The sequence below is a fragment of the Pseudochelatococcus contaminans genome (assembly GCF_014195635.1).
Classification (GTDB): domain Bacteria; phylum Pseudomonadota; class Alphaproteobacteria; order Rhizobiales; family Beijerinckiaceae; genus Pseudochelatococcus; species Pseudochelatococcus contaminans.
Window position 1 is genome coordinate 154,243 of the sequence record NZ_JACICC010000005.1, and the last position, 19,370, is coordinate 173,612.

Sequence of the window (19,370 nt, forward strand, 5' to 3'; positions counted from 1 at the left end):
AGCAACTTGCATCTGGCTCGTCTGAATCATCCTCGTTCATTTCCGAGATCGAGGATTTTCCCACCATGCCGAAGGCCACTGTCAAGCCCGCCCATGTCATCGAAGACGACGTCAACGAAACCATCCCGTTGATCCCTGAGGACATCCTGCGCCAGCATCACTGCCTGGAGCCCGATGCCTCCAGGTTCACCGCCGCTGCCCGCCTGCTGCAATCCCTCTGGCGGCAGGACCAGAACCTGCCCGTCGGTCGCCACCGCAGTCCGTCAGGGGAAACGCGCCAGATCGGCTCCCGCCTCACCATGTCGGCAGGCCGCGCCGGGGCCAACTTCCTCGATCCGGCCATTGCCTCCCTGGTTCGTCGCGAACTGGTCTATCGCGAGATCGGCGCACTGATCGACGCCGACCGTCTCTTCCGCAATCTGCTTTCATCCATGCCGCTGGTCTTCAATCTCTTCGGCCCGCTCAAACGCGATCTGGAGCTTGCCACCAGCGTCATGCGGCTGGTGCTGCCAAGCTTCACCGGAACCGTGACCAACATCCTCTTCGAGCATAGCCCCGGACGCGGCAACCCGGCCTTTTCCGCCGACTACACCGCAGCCGACGCCCTGGTTCGCTACCGCACTGAGGATGGCCGACGCGGGTTCGTCTTCGTTGAGCAGAAATACACCGAAACCCTCCAAGAAACGACGCAGCCGACCCGGCCCCATCTCGACAGGCTTTCCGAGCAATCAGGCCTGTACAAAGACCCCAATGCTTCTGGTCTGAGGTCCAGCCCATGCCAGCAGCTATGGCGGGAGCACCTGCTTGCAGCTAGCATGATCCAGCGCGGCCATTATGATGAGGGCCACTTCATCGTCATCGCACCCCGCCTGAACTGGCATGCCCAGAACGGGATCGCGGCCTATGCCCGCCACCTCAAGAAACCGGAACTGGGTCAGCCTCCCTTTGCGGGCATCTTCCTGGAGCGCTTCATCGAAGCCATCGGCACTGCCGGAGAGGCTGATTATGCCCAGCGCCTTCATCAGCGCTACGCCGATTTCGCCCGAATCGATCAGCTGATCGACGCCTATCTCGACGCCGAGGATCAGGCCGGGATCGAGTTGCTAACGACACCGGAGATCAGTTCTTCCAGGAGTACTACCGCGGCCACGGTCGCCGCCTGATCAAGATCGGTGGAGCCCATCCCGCTCCACCGCCCCATCTTTCATCGCCACATTCTCGCCCCTTGTCCCGGAGCATCGCCATGCCACGTTCCACATTGCTGACCGTCGCCCTTCGTCGCCAGCTTATCCTCAACGGTCACAAGAGCCGCAGCCAGCCGGGCTTCGATCCGATCCCCGTCGTCAAGCTCTTCACCCCCGACGCCAGTGCCACCTGGCTGCTTACCGAACTCAACCCCGACAATCCCGATCTCGCTTTCGGTCTTTGCGACCTTGGGCTTGGCTCGCCGGAACTCGGCTATGTCTCACTTTCGGAAATTGCCAGCATCCGGGGCCGTCTAGGGCTCCCAGTCGAGCGGGACCGCTTTTTTGCCCCGACCGAGCCGCTGTCTGTTCATCTCCAGCACACTTGGGAAAAGGGTCGGCCTTCAACGTGCTGAGCTACTTTCTTGCTCAAGCAGCCTTGTAGGCACGGGTCACTCCTTTCTTCGCCCACTCCGTAGCGGCTTCGGCGGCTGTTCATCCGGCCCCGGCATCGAAAAAAAATCGCTCACGGACACAGCCAACGCGGCGGCCACCTTGTCCAACAAGTCAACGGTCGGGTTTTCCGCCTGCCGCTCTAACCCACCCAGATATGCACGATCAACGCCAGCGTCGGCGGCCAACTTCTCTTGCGAGATGCCTTGGCCGACTCTTATCCGCCTGAGATTCCATGCGACCAGCGCCCGTCCGTTCATCGGACGATGACAGCATTCATGTTGCCAAAGAAACCACTGGCTATAGCCACATGAATATTTTAGGTTGCGCCCGACCAAGCGGAGCGAACTATCACTAAGCCATGTCCTCCCTGGTTGAACGGGAGGGTAAATGCGGGTCAAAGTTCATCGTGGCACGAAGGAAATCGGTGGTTCATGCATCGAGCTAGAAGCTGGTGGTGAAAGGCTTTTGCTTGATCTGGGCTTGCCCCTGGATGGCGATCCAGAGGATATTTCCGTTCATCCCGCTATCGACGGCCTGGACGGACAAGACTCTCTTCGGGCGCTTGTCCTGTCGCATGGGCATCTCGATCACTGGGGGCTGGCGCATCTTGCGGGCAAGGAACTGCCCGTCGCCTTGGGAGCCGCAACCCATCGCATCTTTCAGGCGGCGGCACCGTTCTTGCCGCGAGCCTATGTCCCCGAAAACACCCTGGAGCTTCGCGACCGGACACCCATGTCGTTCGGCCACTTCAAGGTGACACCTTATCTGGTCGATCACTCGGCCTATGACGCCTATGCCTTTGAGGTCGAGGCTCACGGCAAGAAGCTGTTTTATTCCGGCGACTTCCGCGCTCATGGGCGCAAGGCCGCCCTATTCGAAAAGCTGGTCGCGAACCCGCCTCGCAACATTGATGCGCTGTTGATGGAAGGTTCGACACTTGGGCGGCTGGATGCCGAGCATAAATTTCCAACCGAAACCGAGATCGAGTTAAAGTTTCTTGAGCTTTTCAAGGCAATACCCGGCATGGCGCTTGTGGCGGCATCCGCGCAGAACATCGACCGGATGGTAAGCCTGTACCGCGCCTGCAAGCGGACAGGCCGCACGTTGGTTATCGATCTGTATGCAGCCGAAGTGCTACGTGCGACCGGCAATGCCAACATACCGCAATCGGACTGGCCGAACATGGCCGTCTATGTGCCGCATTACCAGCGTGTGCGCATCAAGCAGACCGAGCGCTTCGACCTCCTCGAACCTCACAAGACCAACCGCATCTTTGCGGAGGATTTGAAAGCGCTCGCTCCTAAAGCCGCCTTCCTGTTTCGTCCTGCCATGCTGTCTGATCTCGACAGGGCCGAATGTCTGGAAGGGGCGGTCGCCATCTGGTCGCAGTGGGATGGATATCTGAAGCAAGAAAAGGGCATGCAGGTATCCGAAGCGCTGAATGCGCGCGGCATCCGCCTCGAACATGCCCACACTTCAGGCCATGCCAGTATCGCCGACCTCAAGCGCCTCGTCGGAGCAATAGCCCCCCGGATGCTGGTGCCGATCCATACGTTCGAACCACACCGCTTCCCTGAACACTTCGGAACCATCGCACAACAGAAGAACGACGGCGATTGGTGGGAGATCGCCGCATGACGCCTGTTGTTGCTCCGCACCGCACCCTCGAACAGGCCTTCCTGGATGCGCTGGAAGAACTGGCGAACGATAGCACAGGCAGTTGGTGGCGTGACGTGCTCCAGCATCCCGACCTTGTTCTTGCCGTCCGGCGCAACTCCATCAACGCGTATCATAGAGGCGCGTCCATCTTTCGTATCGACTGGAAAGCCGGACAGGTTATCCCGTTCACCCACGCGAAATATCTCGTCAAACCCGCGCAGACCTATGTTGCGTTGGAGCGAGGTGAGTTCCAGTTCGATGCCCGCGACCTGCTTCAACAAACGTACTTGGGCATGGAAACTCTGAACGACATGTGCAGGGCCGCATCACGATATGCGGGGATGGAAAAGGCTGGCCTTCATCCCATGCTCGTTGGCAATCCCGATGTGATCGATGTAGAGATCGCCCTCACGCGCCTGTCCTCGCCGGGTGATGATGGCGATGAAGAGGTCGTTTCGTCAGACCGTACGCAAGACCGCATCGATGCGGCAATCGCAATGACGGACAAGAACGGTGTCCCGACAGTCCGCTTTTACGAAGCCAAGCACTTCACCAACTCGGCGCTGCGGGCCAGCGGCGACAACTTTCCTGATGTGGTTCGCCAGATCGCGGATTACGAGAAGGCATTGAAAGCTTACCAAGCCCAGCTATCGGCAGGGTATCTGGAAACGGCAAAGGCGCTTATTCGCTTCAACGAGATGCGTGCCCAGGCATTCGGGGACAACTCCGTCCGTAGCCTTGCACCGGTTATCCACCAGATTGCCGAGACCGGACAAGCACCCGTTGTCGACACGCTTCCCCATCTCATCATCTACGGGTTCGACAGGGCGCAGCGGGATGACGATACATGGCAAGTGCATCTCGGGAAAGTGGAGAAGGTTCTTTCGCGCTCAAGGGTACGGGCCATCGGCAATCCAACCCGAGCGACTGTGTTCAATCGGTAACAGTGGGACTTTCTTGCAATTTCGAGTCAATTCAAAACGGGCTGACGTGAATACGTTGGGCGGTTCATCATCAGAGGGGGCCGCATTATGAGAAATCACGATGGGAAGCCCATGAAAGTTGTCGTCTATTTTCGTCAGGCAGGTGGTGCCGTCGCCGAGACATATCCGCTCATCACCCATTGGGCCGAAGACGAGGCTGAACAGCCCGTTCCCTTGTTTAGCCAGTTCGATACGGACGGGATGTCCGATGCGGGACCGGATATTCTTGTCCAGCTTCACTCAGCCAATCGGTGGCTGAAGGAAAAGCGGGGTGTTGTCGTCGCAATCTTTACGGAATTGGAGGATGGTTCAGGCCGTCGCCCGTCCTATGGCGCTGCCCGGAAGGCAGCTGGCCGCGAGCGAGCCACTGTGCTGATCGCCACGACCAAGGCGTTCGCCGGACAACGTTTTTCGCCTATCTCGCAAGACGGGCTGGAAGTTATCCGTCTTGAAGACCCCGAAGAAGCAGCCCGAGACAAGTGGGCAAGGTCTAAGAACGTCGTGGTCTACCTTCGTGCACTCAGCAATCCGGTTGAAGCGCAAGCGATTCTGGAAAAGCAGCAACGCGAAATCGGCAAAATGCTGCGATCCGCTAATGTGCTGGCCGAGTTTGTGGAAACCGAACCGCTTGCTTCGGCAGAGCGCCCGCAACTTGAGCAGGCGCTTGCGCTTTGCCGTGAACAGAAGGCCCGGCTTTTCATCGGCACGACGGACGCCGTCGGAAACGGCGAGGCATTCATGCCGGATTTCACCGACGTCCCCTATGAGGTCGCCTACCGAAAAGCTTATGAGTGGCCTGAGACAATCCCTCTGATGAACTGCCCGTTCCCCGTCGCCCTCTACTTCGGCAAGCAGTGGACGCATGGCTATGTGCCGCTCTACCTCGCCAATGCGACCGGGAGCGAACTGTTCGAGGTTGAGGTATCCGGCATCGGCACGACCGTCATCGACAGAGAGCATGTCGAAACCACGCCATCGAAGAAGGACATCGATTGCGTTTCATCCGGCACAGGCCGGCTGATCGAGGCTTATGACGTCTATTTCGACGGGGACTTTCTGGTTTTCTACACCGTCGAGGCACGCGCCAGTGACGGCACCCGCTACAGGGGGCAGGCCGCGACCAAGGGCGTTCCCGGCAATCGTTGGCTTCGGATCGACCATTGGAAGCCGATTTCCGGCTGAACCCCTTCATTTCAGGATATCTCCATGAACGTCCAGTTTATTCAGTCCTGGCGCGGGGCTTTGCTCATCGCCGCCATCGTTACCATTGGTGCTTCCGGTTATAAGGCCGTCTTCGGTCCGGATGCTGCTACGCGCATCGCCCAGGTTCGCGCTTCCAATATGCTTCCCGGAGGTCAGCCGACGCAGGAAATGTTCAGCAGACAGGTTGCGGCGGCGACCCCCTATGTCAGTGCGCGCATCACGCTTCGGCAGATGACGCAGTATCTGGAAGGGCTGAACTACGAAATTTCCTGGGAGCCCGTCGATGTGGGTATTTTCGTGATGCGGGCAGGCGGCAAGGACCCTCTGACGCAGCAAAACGAAGAGTTTTCCATCCAGTTCATTGCCCTAGACGGACCGACGAAAAACGGGCGGGTCATCGGGTCATTTAACGGTCCCGCTGTTGGGGTCGAGGGGATGGCCTATAATCGGGCCATCATGTCGGAAGCAGAAATCGTCCAGTTCCTTCTATCGGTCGTTTCCGGCGTCTCACCCGCTCCGCTCCAATAGGACAGCATCATGCTTGGCAACATCATCGATCACCGAACGGATCGCAGCACCCCAGAATGTGATGCCGTTTTTGAGCCCTCTGCCCATGACAACGCCAAAGGCCCGCACGGGCACCTCTGGTTCGTGTTAGAGGAAGCGGAGGCCGACCCTGCCTATTTCCATGTGCTGGATTCAGTCGATACGACGGTGCGGGAGGCGCTGCTGAGAGCCGAACGAGACTGGCAGTTTGCCGTCACCGTCTACCTCTACGACAAGGGAGCCAGACCTTTGGGATAGCGATCAACGACATGCGCATACACGGCAATTCAAACAAGACGGACGTGAATACGTGGGCGCGGGCATTGCCTGAACGAGCCATACCACGAGAAACCATTGCAACGAGCGAGTTAACATGAGTTTGCTACGGAACCCGATGACAAGAATGCTACCGGCCAAAGCGACCGGCTTGGTGGGAGCCCTGCTAGCCAGCGTGTTCATAGGCGGTCCGAGCACAGCAATGGAGCAACTGCCATTCAACGACGGCCTCTATGCCGCAGACACCAGGTTTTGCCTTTTGAGTGAGAGCGACGATCAGGCCGGTGAAGCTTATAGCGGTTGGATCGGGGTTTGGACCCGATCAATCTCGAAGAGCACCTACACCAACAATTTTGAGCTTCTTTGCGGAATACAAAAAGTCTCCCGAACAGGGCAAAGGGTCAAAGCGGTCGCTGAGTGCTCGGGAGAAGGCGACGACAGCCGTACAATCCTGGAGTTCAAAGCCGTTTCCCGCAACAGCTTCGTGATTGACGGCAAACGTTTCGATAGATGCGGTTCGGATGCGTCGATAGACACTCAAATCCCCACAACGGCTGAATTGGTCAAGCTGGCGGTAGAGGCGAATGCCGACTGTAGAGGGCTGGGCTCCCCGGAGGCAGACATTGCTTGCGCCAAGCGTGATCTACTTGATGGGTTCTTGTACGATCGGGGCATGTGCTCAACTGAGCCAGACTGGCCAGCTTCTCAGGAGATATGGCACGTATGCCACGACATCCTTCGGAAGAGCGAGTAGCCGTTGATCATTACCGATGTGCTGGGCAAAATCGTGATGCGATCCTTCGCCCCTCTGGTTCCAGACGAGACAGATTGATCAGCCAGCCTCTTGCAGTGATCCAATTGACTGCTACAATTCTCAAACCATTTCCTATCGTGATGCACTGATTTCATTGAGTTTTTCAGACTTGAAAGCTGGCTGTGCAGGGTCCAGGTTCCCCAGCCAATTCTCGCCAAATCCCAAAACTGCCTTTTTCGGACGTACCCTGGTGGCTATTCTTGTCTGCATTCTCCACGAATGCGGAACCAAGTATTGAAGCTAGGTTCGGAATCGGGATTTACAGCTCCGTTCGGTCGTAAGCGCGCCTGTGTGCCTTGATGACGTTCAGATTATCGTGAACCCAGAAGTTGAATCCCTCAAGAGCGCGCAAAGCTCCGTGGCCGATCTCCGTCAGCTCATACTCAACACGCGGCGGCACTTCGGGGAAATAGTGGCGTGTAACAAATCCTTCGCGCTCAAGATTGCGCAGCGTGAGTGTCAGCATGCGCTGGGTGATTGTGCCGACCTCTTTTCTCAATACTGAAAAGCGGAGCTGATGGCCTTCCGCGAGGGAAAGACGCCAAATAACCGGCAAAGTCCATTTATCACTCAGCAGGCTGCAGACCCCGTTTGACGGGATGGGTCTGAATTGTCTGCCGTTCTCCGGTTCGCGCAGTGTGGCGGCATCGATCTGTTCGTCCAAGGGTATCATCCTTGTGCCTGAAGCTGAAAAATGTGCCGTCTTCCGACGGAGCTGCATTGGTATATATGGATAGCCCTTGTTCAACGCGAGGGTTTCCAAGTGACCAATAGCAAGCACCCCATTTTGGTTTTTGGCGCGACCGGAAGGCAGGGAGGATCTGTCGTTAAAGCCTTGTTGAAGGCGGGATGGCCTGTTCGCGCACTTGTTCTGGATTCCACGAAAGCTGCGTCCCTGCAATTGCGGAATGCAGGCGTCGAGCTTGTGCAGGGTTCATTTGAAGAGACCCATGTTATCCGCTCAGCGATGAAAGATGCCTATGGTGTCTTTAGCGTGCTGCCAGCCAATCTGACTGCCGAGAATGAAGTCCGGCACGGTATTTCGATTGCGGATATCGCTGCACAAACCAACATCAGCCATTTTGTATATTCGTCGGGCGCCAGTGTGGGGAGTGAACTGACAGGTGTTCCGCGTTTCGATGCCAAGCCTCGTATCGAAGCGCATGTCCGAGAACTCGCCATGACTACGACTATCATCCGGCCGATGATTTTCATGGAAATGCTAGTGCGACCCGGCCTCGGTCTGGATGAGGGCCGGCTGATGTCATTGATCCGACCTGAGCATTCTATTCAGCTAACCGCCGTGGAAGACATCGGTAGGTTTGTTGCTGCCGCTCTTGCCGACAAACCCCGCTTTGGCAGCAGGACGCTTAAGCTCGCAAGCGACCGGCTGACCGGGCGCGAGCTTGAGGTCATCATCAGCGAAGCAGCCGGCCGCCCTATAACCTATAAACGTTTTCCCGACGATGTTCTCGCGGCAAACACGGATCTCGCGCATATGGCGAAAAGCCTGGAAGATGGGCCGCTTGCCGAGCAGGTCGACCTGAAACTCATGCGCGAAATAAACCCCGACCTGCTCACTTTTAGGTCATGGCTCGCTGGCAATGGCCGCAAGTCGCTTGATGAAGCCTTGCGAACATCAGCCTAATGACCCGCCTTCATCCTCTTTAAAGTGATAGCGTTTCATAGCCGACTGGCGGGAAACCAACCGCAAGTCCTGCTGCTCAAAGTCGTACTTCGGGACATAGGGGCAGCCGACTCCATTGTCGCCAAGGTGAAGCAGCCCTGCTCTGAGCATGCGCGCATGCCGGCAGTTTTTATGGCTCTGTCGAGGCTTCGGTTTACACCGGCCAGGAGTCGGATTGACTCTCATGCAAAGATGGAACAAATAATGAACATTGTAGTAGGATTTGCCTTTGGATAGACTCGGAATTTCCCCTCGGCATGAACGAGCGCGTCATCAATCCAGCCCTTGCGGCCCTTCGCGCGCGCGTCTCGCAGCTTGAGGGAGGCGGCGCGCGTATGCGCGAAGTGATGCCTTTCGGTATTCCCCGGCTGGACCTGAGGCTGCCGGGCGGCGGGTTGGCGCTTGGCTGCCTGCATGAGATTGCGGGCGGCGGCAATGGTGCATTGGATGGTACGGCAGCCGCGTGTTTCGTCGCTGGCATCGCCGCGCGGACGCAGGGCAAGGTGCTGTGGTGCGTCCTCCGGCAGGATCTCTTTGCGCCCGGCCTCGAACAGTCCGGCCTCATGCCTGACAGGGTGATCCATGTCGAGGCCGGAGACGACAAGTCCGTTCTGGCCTGCATGGAAGAAGGGTTGCGCCATGGCGGACTTGGAGCGGTCGTCGGTGATATCGCGCGACTGCCGATGACGGCTTCGCGGCGGCTGCATCTGGCCGCGAAGCAAAGCGGCGTCATCGGCCTTGCCTTGAGGCGCTGGCAGAGACAGTCCGAGGCCAGCGACTTTGGACAACCGACCGCGGCGATGACGCGATGGCGCATCTCGGCCCTGCCCTCGGCAGCCCTGCCGGTGCCCGGCGTCGGGCGCGGGCGCTGGCTTATCGAACTCATTCGGGCGCGGGGTGGTGAATCTCTCGAATTAGAAGTGGAGGCGTGCGATGGCTCGGGTCATCTCGGTCTTCCTGCCGACATGGCCGACAGACCGGCTGCGGCGGAAGGCTGGCGACACAGCGCCGCCGGCTGAGGCGCCGCTGATCATTGCGGGGCGGGATCGCAACCGCCGCGTGGTTACGGCGGTGGATGCGGCTGCGCGAGCGCTCGGATTACGGGTCGGCATGCCCGTGACCAAGGCGCAGGCGCTGGTGCCGGGGCTGGCGATTGAACCGGCCAATCCGCGGGCCGATGCGGAAGGCCTCGAACGGCTGGCGCTGTGGGTGTTGCAGCGGATCGCGCCCATCGTCGCAGTCGACGCACCGGACGGGATCGTCATCGACTCGACGGGCGCCGACCATCTGCACGGCGGCGAGGCCGCGATGCTGGAGGCGCTGGTCGGGCGGCTTGCCATGTCCGGTGTCCGCGCCCGCGTAGCCATTGCCGATAGCTGGGGAGCGGCCCATGCACTTGCGCGCTATGGGGCGAATGCTATCGCCATCGCACCGCCCGGTGAAACTGCTTCCGTTCTCTCGCCATTGCCGCTGGAGGCACTGCGGCTTCCGGCTGCCCTCCCTGCCGGCCTGCGCGATCTGGGAATCGTTGCCATCGGCGACGTTCTCGCGCAGCCGCGCTCGCCGCTGACCCGCCGCTTCGGACCCGAACTCTGCCGCCGGCTCGATCAGGCTCTTGGCCATGCGGCCGAGCCGATCATCCCTCTGCGGCCCGACGACATGATCGAGGTGCGGCGCAGTTTTGCCGAACCCATCGGTGCTCCCGAGACAATTGCGCGTTATATCGGCAAGCTGGTCATGGTGCTCTGCGCCATGCTTGAAGAGCGGGGTCTTGGTGCGCGCCGTCTCGATCTGCTCTGCCACCGGGTCGACAATCGCGTTGAGACCGTTCGCATCGGGCTGGCGCGGCCGGTGCGCGACCCCAAGCACCTGAACCGCCTGCTCTGCGACAGGATCGAAACCATCGACCCCGGTCTCGGCATCGAGATCATGACGCTGGCGGTCCCCCTTGCCCAACCTCTGATCGCGAAGCAGGCACCGAACAGCCTGATCGCACCGGCAGAGCCCGACCTGTCTGGCCTGATCGACACGCTCGCCAACCGCGTCGGCGCAAAAGCGATCTATCGCTTCGCCCCGGTCGCCAGCGACGTGCCGGAACGATCGGTTCGCCGCATCCCGGCATTGGCCGAGGACACCGGCGCAGGCTGGCCGGACCATTGGCCGCGCCCAGCGCGTCTTCTGCCCCGTCCCGAGCCGATCGAGACCATGGCGCTATTGCCCGACCATCCGCCGAACTGGATCGCATGGCGGGGCGTGCGCCGGCGCGTCAAGCGAGCCGATGGCCCCGAGCGAGTATTCGGGGAATGGTGGAAAAGCGATGCTGAACTCGTTGCGGTGCGCGACTACTTCCGCCTCGAAGATGAATCTGGCCAGCGTTTCTGGGTCTTCCGCGCCGGCGATGGTGAGAATGCGGCCACAGGCTCACATCGCTGGTTCCTGCATGGAGTTTTCGGATGACGAGGGCTCAGCGGAATGGCCTGCGTTACGCAGAATTACAGGTGACAAGCCATTTCTCCTTCCTGCGCGGCGCGTCCTCGGCCGAGGAGTTGTTCGCCACTGCTGCCTTGATGGGGATCGAGGCGCTGGCGGTGGTCGATCGCAACACCTTGGCGGGGATCGTCCGCGCGCATGAGGCGGCGAAGGAAACAGGCGTCCGGCTGATCCCCGGCTGCCGGCTCGATCTTGCCTGCGGCATGTCGGTGCTGGTCTATCCAACCGACCGCGCGGCATGGTCGCGGCTGTGTCGTCTCCTGACTCTCGGCAAGGGGCGGGCCGGCAAAGGCAAATGCCATCTCGAATGGGCCGATCTCGTTGCCTATGGCGACGGGCTGATCGTGATCATGGTGCCGGAGCTGGCCGACGATGAGTGCGGGTTGCGCCTGCGCCGCCTGCGCGATGCCTTCGGCAACCGTGCCTATCTGGCGCTGACCCTGCGCCGGCGGCCCAACGACCAGATGCGATTGTGGGAACTATCGCAACTGGCGCAGAGGATCGGCGTAGCGACCATGGCCACCAACGATGTGCTGTTCCATGAACCCGGCCGCCGCATGCTGCAGGACGTGGTGACGGCGATCCGCCACAACACCACCATCGAGGCCCTTGGCTTTCGGCGCGAACGCCATGCCGACCGCTACCTGAAGCCTCCGGCCGAGATGCATCGCCTGTTCGCCCGCTGGCCCGAAGCTGTGGCGCGCACGATGGAGATCGCCAAACGTTGCCGTTTCTCGCTGGATGAACTGCGCTATCAATATCCTGAGGAGCGCGACGATCCGGCACTGAGCCCGCAGGAAACGCTGGAGCAACTGACGTGGCATGGCGCGGCCAAACGCTATCCCGAGGGCGTCCCGGACGAGGTGGCGGCGACGCTGCGCCATGAGCTGGGCCTGATCAGCAAGCTCGATTACGCACCGTATTTCCTGACCGTCCACAGCATCGTCCGCTTTGCCCGGTCGCGCGGCATCCTTTGTCAGGGAAGAGGATCGGCCGCCAACAGCGTCGTCTGCTACGTCCTTGGCATCACCGCCATCGATCCCGCCCGCAACGATCTGCTGTTCGAGCGTTTCATTTCCGAGGAAAGGCGGGAGCCGCCAGACATAGACGTCGATTTCGAGCATACACGGCGCGAAGAAGTCATCCAGTGGGTCTACAACCATTATGGCCGCGACCGCGCCGCGCTGACAGCGACCGTCACCCGCTATCGATCCAAAGGCGCATTGCGCGATGTCGGCAAAGCGATGGGCTTGCCGGAAGACCTGATCCAGACGCTGTCCACCCAGTTGGGCCGTTGGAGCGACGGCATCACCGATCAGGACCTGCGCGCGCTCAACCTGAACGCCGAAGACCGACGGCTGCGGCTGACGCTCCAACTGGCGGTGCAGCTTCGCGGGGCACCGCGGCACCTGTCGCAGCATCCCGGCGGTTTCGTCCTCACCCATGACCGGCTGGATGACCTTGTGCCCATCGAGCCTGCGGCCATGGCGGATCGCCAGATCATCGAGTGGGACAAGGACGACATCGATACCCTGCGCTTTATGAAGGTCGATGTGCTGGCGCTCGGCATGTTGACCTGCATGCGCAAGGGGCTCGACCTCATTGCGGAGCATAAGGGTGTTGCACTCGATCTGGTGACGATCCCGGCGGAAGATCCGCCCACCTACGACATGATTTGCAAGGCCGACACGCTCGGCACATTTCAAATCGAGTCCAGAGCGCAGATGAGCATGTTGCCGCGTTTGAAGCCCCGCACCTATTACGATTTGGTGGTGCAGGTTGCGATTGTCCGGCCCGGGCCGATCCAGGGCGACATGGTTCATCCATACCTGCGCCGTCGCGAGGACAAGGAGAAGGTCGACTACCCGACTCCCGAACTGAAAAAGGTACTGGGCAAGACCCTCGGCGTGCCGCTGTTTCAGGAACAGGCAATGCGCGTCGCCATCGAATGTGCGGGCTTCACCCCGGGTGAGGCTGATCTGCTGCGCAAATCCATGGCTACCTTCAAGATGACGGGCGGTGTCTCGACCTTTCGTGACAAGCTGATCGCAGGCATGGTCGCCCGCGGCTATGAGGCTGACTTCGCTGCGCGTATTTTCAGGCAGTTGGAAGGCTTCGGCAGCTATGGTTTTCCCGAAAGCCACGCCGCATCATTTGCATTGCTCGCCTACGCCTCGGCATGGCTGAAGTGCCACCACCCTGACGCCTTTTGTGCGGCGCTGTTGAACAGCCAGCCTATGGGCTTCTATGCCCCTGCCCAGATCGTGCGGGATGCCCGCGACCACGGCGTCGAGATCCGGCCCGTCTGTGTCAACACCTCCCGCTGGGATTGTACGCTGGAGCCGACAGGTGACAATGCCCACCTTGCGGTCCGCCTTGGATTGCGCATGGCCAAGGGGCTGTCCAATGCCAATGCCGCCGCTATCGTCGCGGCGCGAACCGGCGATCCCTTCACCTCGGTCGAGGATCTGTGGTGGCGGGCCGGTGTTCCGGTCGCCGCTCTGACGCAGCTTGCCGAGGCCGATGGCTTCCACCCTGCCCTCGGGCTGGCCCGCCGCGAGGCACTCTGGGCGATCAAGGGGCTGCACGACGAAGAATTGCCGCTCTTTGCCGCCGCGTCTGCGCGCCAAGGCGTCACAATCGCGGAGGCCGATGAACCCGCCATCGCCCTGAGACGCATGACGGCCGGGCGCGAAGTGGTCGAGGACTACAGACACACCGGTCTATCGCTGCGCCGACATCCGATCGCCTTTCTGCGCGCCGATCTTGGAAGGCGTCGGATCGTCACCTGCGCTGAGGCCATGAAATCGCACGATCACCGCTGGCTGGAGGCCGCCGGGATCGTTCTGGTTCGCCAGCGCCCCGGCTCGGCCAAGGGCGTGATGTTCATCACGCTGGAGGATGAATCCGGCATCGCCAATATCGTGGTCTGGACAAAGGTGTTCGAGCAGTTCCGCAGAACGATCCTGACGGCCTCTATGATCGCAGTGAAGGGCCGCATCCAGCGCGAAGGCAATGTCGTGCATCTGGTGGCATATCGGATCACAGACCTGTCACGCGACCTTGCCAGCGTCGGCAAACGCGACGAATTCCGGCATGGTTCACCCTCGCCGGGCTCGCAAAGCCGGGGGATCACGGTCAAGACACGGGATTTCCGCTAAAGTGCCATACGCGCCGGAGAAAACATTGAGACGAGGCCGCCAGAAAAATAGTTTTCTCGATCAGGAGGGAAGATGACGAACACGAGCCATGTTGTGCATCTGACCATCGATGCCGCGCACTTCGACGATATTCCGGGTTTCTATGCGGAAATCAATCGGGTGTTCATGGCCAACGAAGACTGGACGCTCGGCCACAGCCTCGATGCGCTGGATGACCTGCTTTACGGCGCGTACGGCACTGCGAAAGGCGCCGGACTTGTTCATCTGCACTGGATAAACATTGAAAAGAGCCGTCACGACCTCGGGCTGGCTACCACACGCAAATGGCTTTCACAAAAACTCGATGGGCCGGGAGGCTTCAACAGGAAACGGATCGCCGATCAATTGCAGGCACTCGAAGACGGGTCCGGACAGACGTTCTTTGACATCGTACTTGAGATTTTTGCCAGCCACTCGTCCCTGAAGCTCATTCCCGCGTGAGCCGGTCACGAAGCGCTTCACGGACGGCTGCCGTTTCAAGCGACGCATCAATGCGAATGCAAGGAGGCCACCAGCTCTGCCTTTGCAGCAGAGTCTGGCGAACCAACCTGAAGGACGTTATCTTCCTACCTTGTCTATGGTGATGCTGACGCAGTATCCTGACCGCGGTCGCTGGCTTCACGGCGAAGCGTGCAACTTTCTGGGGGGCAGTCGTGGTCGGTGTGCATCGGATGTCGTGGTGTGCCCTACCCGAAAGTTGCAACAGATCTTATAAAACAGGCTGCGGAGTAAATTTTTTTCTTTGACCGATATAACCATCGTTCCGAATGCTTAAATACACCACGAGATATAAGTTTTATCGACTATTGAACCGGGGAGTGCTGCATTGAAAGCTATTACTGTTTTGAAGACAGGCTCAGAAATCAGCCTCGTTCTGGCCGAACATGCCGAGCCGGAAGCGGGGCCGGACGAGGCAATCGTCGCAGTGCACGCTTTCTCACTGAATAATGGTGAAGTTCGCGGTGCGCTCCATGACGGTATCGATGGCGATCGGCCCGGATGGGATTTATCCGGTGTGGTACAGACGGCTCCGGAAGGATCCGGCTTCCGCCAGGGTGATCGCGTGGTTGGCCTGGTATGGAGCGGTGGCTGGGCTGAACGGGTGGCCGTGCCGACCAGCCGACTCGCCAAAATTCCCGACGATGTAAGCTTCGAAGCGGCCTCGACCCTCCCTGTTGCAGGCCTGACCGCGGCCGTAGCGCTGCAGAAGAAGACAATCGGCCCCGGAAGCCGTGTTCTCGTCACGGCGGCTACGGGTGGCGTTGGCATTTATGCAATCCAGCTTGCGGCAGCTGCAGGTGCCCACGTGACGGCCTTTGCGCGGGATGGCTCGACTGCGGAGTTCCTGCGCAACCTTGGCGCGGACGAGATTGCAGTCGGCGTCGAGGCCGGCGAAAAGAGCGGGCCCTACGACCTCATTCTGGAGGGCGTCGGCGGCTCGCTTTTGGGTGCGGCGTTGACGTGGCTGGCACCGCGCGGTGTCTGCGTTCTTTTCGGCGATGCTTCGGAGGATGCACTCACGACCTTTGACTCCCGTCGCTTTCGCCTTCAATCCGGGGGGGCATATGGCGGTACGGTTCTCTATGGCTTCTTCCTCCTTGAGGAATTGACGCGGCCGGAGGGCGCGGCTGATGGGTCAGCTATTCTTGCCGATCTCGCGCAGCGCCTGTCCGATGGAAGTCTCCGTCCGATCATCGGAAGAACCGCACCATGGGCCGACATCGATGCGACGGCGCGAGACCTTCTGAAAAGAAAATTCGCAGGAAAGGCCGTCCTTACAGTGGGTGGATAAGCTGATGCCGCAGGATTAACCTGCTTTCCGGCACGCGTTCAACCACCTTTATCTAAATATAAAAACCCGGACATCTAGTTTATTCCAGCGTCATCCCAGTTATAATAAGGCGGTTTGGTGAGAATAATCCGCCAAACCGCCATGATATTTACGATCCGAGGCGATTCAACTGGTCTCCGCAACTGCTATTGTGCTCAGATCATTAAACTACCGCTAAAGTGTAGGCCAGCAAATTGGTCCATAGATGTTTTCAACTTCCGCGCGGCGCATTGCCTCGACGGTGTCTTTCGCCACGACGAAATTCAGCATCATGCCGTGATCTTCATGTTCAAGCTTATGGCAGTGCAGGAGATAACGGCCTTCGTAGCTGTCAAAGCGTATAAGCACGTCAACAGTTTCATGGGTTCGAACGAGGACGGTATCCTTCCAGCCGCGCTCCCACGCGTAGTCGCGACGCGGATTGCCATTGGTGTGCTGCCCGCCGATGATCTGAAAATGTGCGCCATGAACATGGACCGGATGGGGCGCGCCGCGAGCACTTGCGAAACGCCAGCGCTCTACCTTACCTTGCTCAACGGCGAAGGCTATCGTCTTCATGTCGAAACGCTCGTCATTGATGCGATCCGTTTCCTGAAACACGAAGGTACGCTCAGGTTCTCCGCCCCCATGTACGAGAGGCTCGATCTCGGACAAGCGCTCGGGGATATCCCAGCTCGTGGGTTCGGCCGCCACGACATTGATTTCCAAGAGCTTCCACTCTGCGCTGGCGCAGTTCAAGCCCACCCTTGCGCCGGGTGGCACACGACGCAGGTCCATCAATAAATCGACACGCTCTCCGGGGGACATCTCAACCATATCCACCGGGTGCGGCTTGTCGATGAGGCCCCCGTCATTCCCGATCACGATCATCGGCGCTTTGGACGTCAGCTGAAATACCCGCGCGTTCGCGCCGTTCAGGATTCGCAGCCGCACCAATCGGTTATTCAGCGTCGTGCGCGGCCATGCCACGCCATTGACGACTGGAAAGTCACCCTCGTGTCCGTCCGGGTTCAACTCATAGATCAACCGGGTCAGCCCTTGCACCTTCGCATCACGCAGGACAAGGATCAGTTCATCCTCTCCCGACGGCAGGTTCAATGCGTTCTCTTCATCATCCTCAATGATGAAAAAACCAGCCATGCCGTTCCATGCCTGACGTCCCGTATGGCCATGGGGGTGCGGATGATACCAGTTCAACCCCGCGCGCTGGATAATGGGAAATGCGATTTCCGTCGAAGCGCCAGCGGCCAGTGCGTCCTGTGGTTGACCGTCCATCAGCGTGGGCACGGTCAGTCCATGCCAATGAAAGCTGGTTTCCTCCGTCAGCCCGTTGCGAACGACCTTCCGGAACATCTCATCTTTACGAATGCGGATCAGCGGCCCAGGAGTGCTTCCGTTATAACCGTAGGCCTCCGCCTGCGGGGCAAAGGCAGGGTGCGCCGGAGTTGCGACAAGCTCGTCCCCAGCCGCCAGCAGAACCGGACGCGGAAACAGGGGACGCTCGACTGGAGGAGATGCCTGAGCCAGCGCGACGGAAATATCAGAGGCAGTAAAGCCGGCCCAGCCAACGACACCAGCCGTAAAAAATCCCCCCAATGCCTGCCGTCTATTAAGACTCATCTTATTAATCCTGTTTATCCAGCGGGAGAATGCCAGTTTAATCCAGATTATTGAATCTACGCTGCGGACATCAGTGCTTTATTACCGTTTCATTTTCATTGTTTATGATGAAATTTCTTCAATTGAATACATCTAAAAAAGCATGCCATGCTGCATATTTCCCTATCTCAACTTCAATACTAAATCCATTGCAATTATCATGGGCTTTCCGATTTGGCGGCATACTATTCAGCATGAATACGAGCGATTACATCAACTCCCGGAATAGGAAGAATCCCGATGGTGCCCGCAGTGCATGGCCCGGGCTGCGATATTCATTTCAGGAACGCCCTGAACCTCCGCAAAGACAGAGAGAAGAGCAATGCACCGATGACGAGGAGCGCCACGAGCTGCGGCCAGACGACATCGATGCCCGCCCCGCGAAATAAAATTGCCTGCGCGAGAATGACGAAATGCGTGTTGGGCGCGGCAAGCATGATGTATTGCACAAATTCCGGCATGCTCTCGCGCGGCGTGGATGCGCCAGACAACACCTGCAACGGTAGCAGCACCAGCATCAGCCCGAACTGCGGCATGGAGCCGGAAACAGTGGCGAGGAAGATGCCAAGCGACGTCGTGGCGAAGAGCAACAGCACAGTGCCCAGCAAAAACAGCGCCAGAGAACCCTGAAGCGGGATCTGCAAGATACCCTGCGCGATCACCACGAGCGAGAAGGTTGAAGCGACAAGCACGACAAGGCCCGTCGACCAGATTTTGCTCACCATGATTTCCATCGGCGTTACCGGCATGACAAGCAGGTGCTCGATGGTGCCATGCTCGCGCTCGCGGATCAGCGCCGCGCCGGCCAGCACAATGGCCAGCATGGTGATGCTGTTCATGATACTGGTGATAGCCCCGAACCAGCCTTTGTTCAACTCAGGGTTGAAACGCGCGCGCAATGTGAGATCCACGGGAAGCTCCGTCGAAGCGCGGTAACGCTGCAGGAACTCGCTCACCTCGCCCGAAACGATGCTCTGCACATAGCCGCCACCGCTGAAGGCCTGCGTCATACGCGTCGCGTCTACATTCAACTGGATGACCGGCGACTTGCCGGCCAGCAGATCGCGCTGGAAGTTTGGCGGAATGCTGAGCGCGAACGTATCAAGCCCCTCGTCCATCCGCCTGTCCATTTCGGCATGCGTAATCATGCCTGGCTTCAGGAAATATGGCGGATAGAACGACGTGGCGATGCGGCCGGACAGCGGCGACAGATCCTCGTCAATGATGGCGATCGTTGCGCGGTTGAGGGTCTCGGGGGCGGAGGTCGCCGCCGAATAAACCGAGAAAGTGAAGGAGAAAATAATCAGAAACAGCATCACGACATCGCGCGACAAACCGCGTAGTTCCTTGATGCCAAGCTGGACGACAGTCGACGACAGCAT

General features: G+C 59.3%; 18 protein-coding genes. 14 read left to right on the plus strand and 4 right to left on the minus strand.

The window, feature by feature from the left end; all coding sequences use genetic code 11:
* Positions 1-65: 65 nt before the first annotated feature.
* Positions 66-1,163 carry a PGN_0703 family putative restriction endonuclease gene (locus FHS81_RS11285; protein WP_136542336.1) on the plus strand — a complete coding sequence of 366 codons (1,098 nt, stop codon included), beginning with the start codon at positions 66-68 and terminating at the stop codon, positions 1,161-1,163.
* Positions 1,164-1,243: 80 nt separating this feature from the next.
* Positions 1,244-1,600: a DUF2958 domain-containing protein gene (locus FHS81_RS11290; RefSeq protein ID WP_136542337.1), complete on the plus strand. Its 357-nt coding sequence runs from the start codon at positions 1,244-1,246 to the stop codon at positions 1,598-1,600.
* 36 nt (positions 1,601-1,636) lie between these two features.
* On the opposite strand, the gene FHS81_RS11295 is transcribed toward FHS81_RS11290, so the two are convergent.
* Complete coding sequence (locus tag FHS81_RS11295) at positions 1,637-1,897, minus strand: helix-turn-helix domain-containing protein (protein WP_136542338.1); 261 nt, start codon at positions 1,895-1,897, stop codon at positions 1,637-1,639.
* 130 nt (positions 1,898-2,027) lie between these two features.
* Here FHS81_RS11295 and FHS81_RS11300 point away from each other — a divergent pair, with 130 nt between their 5' ends.
* The 6 genes from FHS81_RS11300 (at position 2,028) to FHS81_RS11325 (ending at position 7,061) form a co-directional block, all read left to right on the plus strand.
* A complete protein-coding gene (locus tag FHS81_RS11300; protein ID WP_136542339.1) occupies positions 2,028-3,278 on the plus strand; it encodes an MBL fold metallo-hydrolase in 1,251 nt (416 codons plus the stop codon).
* Positions 3,275-4,243, plus strand: coding sequence for a hypothetical protein (locus FHS81_RS11305; RefSeq protein ID WP_136542340.1), 969 nt, complete (start codon positions 3,275-3,277; stop codon positions 4,241-4,243). The genes FHS81_RS11300 and FHS81_RS11305 overlap by 4 nt, the downstream gene beginning before the upstream one ends.
* An 87-nt stretch (positions 4,244-4,330) precedes the next feature.
* The gene (locus FHS81_RS11310) at positions 4,331-5,464 is read left to right on the plus strand and encodes a hypothetical protein (protein WP_183753045.1); all 1,134 of its coding nucleotides are present in this window, start codon (positions 4,331-4,333) and stop codon (positions 5,462-5,464) included.
* A 24-nt stretch (positions 5,465-5,488) separates the two neighbouring features.
* Positions 5,489-6,013, plus strand: coding sequence for a hypothetical protein (locus FHS81_RS11315; protein WP_136542342.1), 525 nt, complete (start codon positions 5,489-5,491; stop codon positions 6,011-6,013).
* Between the two features lie 9 nt (positions 6,014-6,022).
* Positions 6,023-6,289, plus strand: coding sequence for a hypothetical protein (locus FHS81_RS11320; RefSeq protein ID WP_136542343.1), 267 nt, complete (start codon positions 6,023-6,025; stop codon positions 6,287-6,289).
* 115 nt (positions 6,290-6,404) lie between these two features.
* Positions 6,405-7,061 carry a hypothetical protein gene (locus tag FHS81_RS11325; RefSeq protein WP_183753047.1) on the plus strand — a complete coding sequence of 219 codons (657 nt, stop codon included), beginning with the start codon at positions 6,405-6,407 and terminating at the stop codon, positions 7,059-7,061.
* A gap of 319 nt (positions 7,062-7,380) precedes the next feature.
* On the opposite strand, the gene FHS81_RS11330 is transcribed toward FHS81_RS11325, so the two are convergent.
* The gene (locus FHS81_RS11330) at positions 7,381-7,794 is read right to left on the minus strand and encodes a winged helix-turn-helix transcriptional regulator (protein ID WP_183753272.1); all 414 of its coding nucleotides are present in this window, start codon (positions 7,792-7,794) and stop codon (positions 7,381-7,383) included.
* 90 nt (positions 7,795-7,884) lie between these two features.
* Between FHS81_RS11330 and FHS81_RS11335 the strand changes: the two genes are divergently transcribed.
* The 6 genes from FHS81_RS11335 (at position 7,885) to FHS81_RS11360 (ending at position 16,290) form a co-directional block, all read left to right on the plus strand.
* On the plus strand, positions 7,885-8,769 hold the full coding sequence (locus tag FHS81_RS11335; RefSeq protein ID WP_183753049.1) for an NmrA family NAD(P)-binding protein: 885 nt from the start codon (positions 7,885-7,887) through the stop codon (positions 8,767-8,769).
* Positions 8,770-9,065: 296 nt separating this feature from the next.
* Positions 9,066-9,827 carry an ImuA family protein gene (locus FHS81_RS11340; protein WP_183753051.1) on the plus strand — a complete coding sequence of 254 codons (762 nt, stop codon included), beginning with the start codon at positions 9,066-9,068 and terminating at the stop codon, positions 9,825-9,827.
* Positions 9,742-11,265, plus strand: a complete 1,524-nt coding sequence (locus tag FHS81_RS11345) for a Y-family DNA polymerase (RefSeq protein ID WP_183753053.1) — start codon at positions 9,742-9,744, stop codon at positions 11,263-11,265. The genes FHS81_RS11340 and FHS81_RS11345 overlap by 86 nt, the downstream gene beginning before the upstream one ends.
* Complete coding sequence (locus FHS81_RS11350) at positions 11,262-14,459, plus strand: error-prone DNA polymerase (RefSeq protein WP_183753055.1); 3,198 nt, start codon at positions 11,262-11,264, stop codon at positions 14,457-14,459. The genes FHS81_RS11345 and FHS81_RS11350 overlap by 4 nt, the downstream gene beginning before the upstream one ends.
* A 72-nt stretch (positions 14,460-14,531) precedes the next feature.
* Positions 14,532-14,939 (plus strand): barstar family protein, encoded by a 408-nt coding sequence (locus FHS81_RS11355; protein ID WP_183753057.1) that lies wholly within the window; start codon positions 14,532-14,534, stop codon positions 14,937-14,939.
* 403 nt (positions 14,940-15,342) lie between these two features.
* A complete protein-coding gene (locus tag FHS81_RS11360; RefSeq protein WP_183753059.1) occupies positions 15,343-16,290 on the plus strand; it encodes a zinc-binding dehydrogenase in 948 nt (315 codons plus the stop codon).
* Positions 16,291-16,503: 213 nt separating this feature from the next.
* On the opposite strand, the gene FHS81_RS11365 is transcribed toward FHS81_RS11360, so the two are convergent.
* The gene (locus FHS81_RS11365) at positions 16,504-17,949 is read right to left on the minus strand and encodes a multicopper oxidase family protein (protein WP_183753061.1); all 1,446 of its coding nucleotides are present in this window, start codon (positions 17,947-17,949) and stop codon (positions 16,504-16,506) included.
* Positions 17,950-18,263: 314 nt separating this feature from the next.
* A complete protein-coding gene (locus FHS81_RS11370) occupies positions 18,264-19,370 on the minus strand; it encodes an ABC transporter permease (protein WP_183753063.1) in 1,107 nt (368 codons plus the stop codon).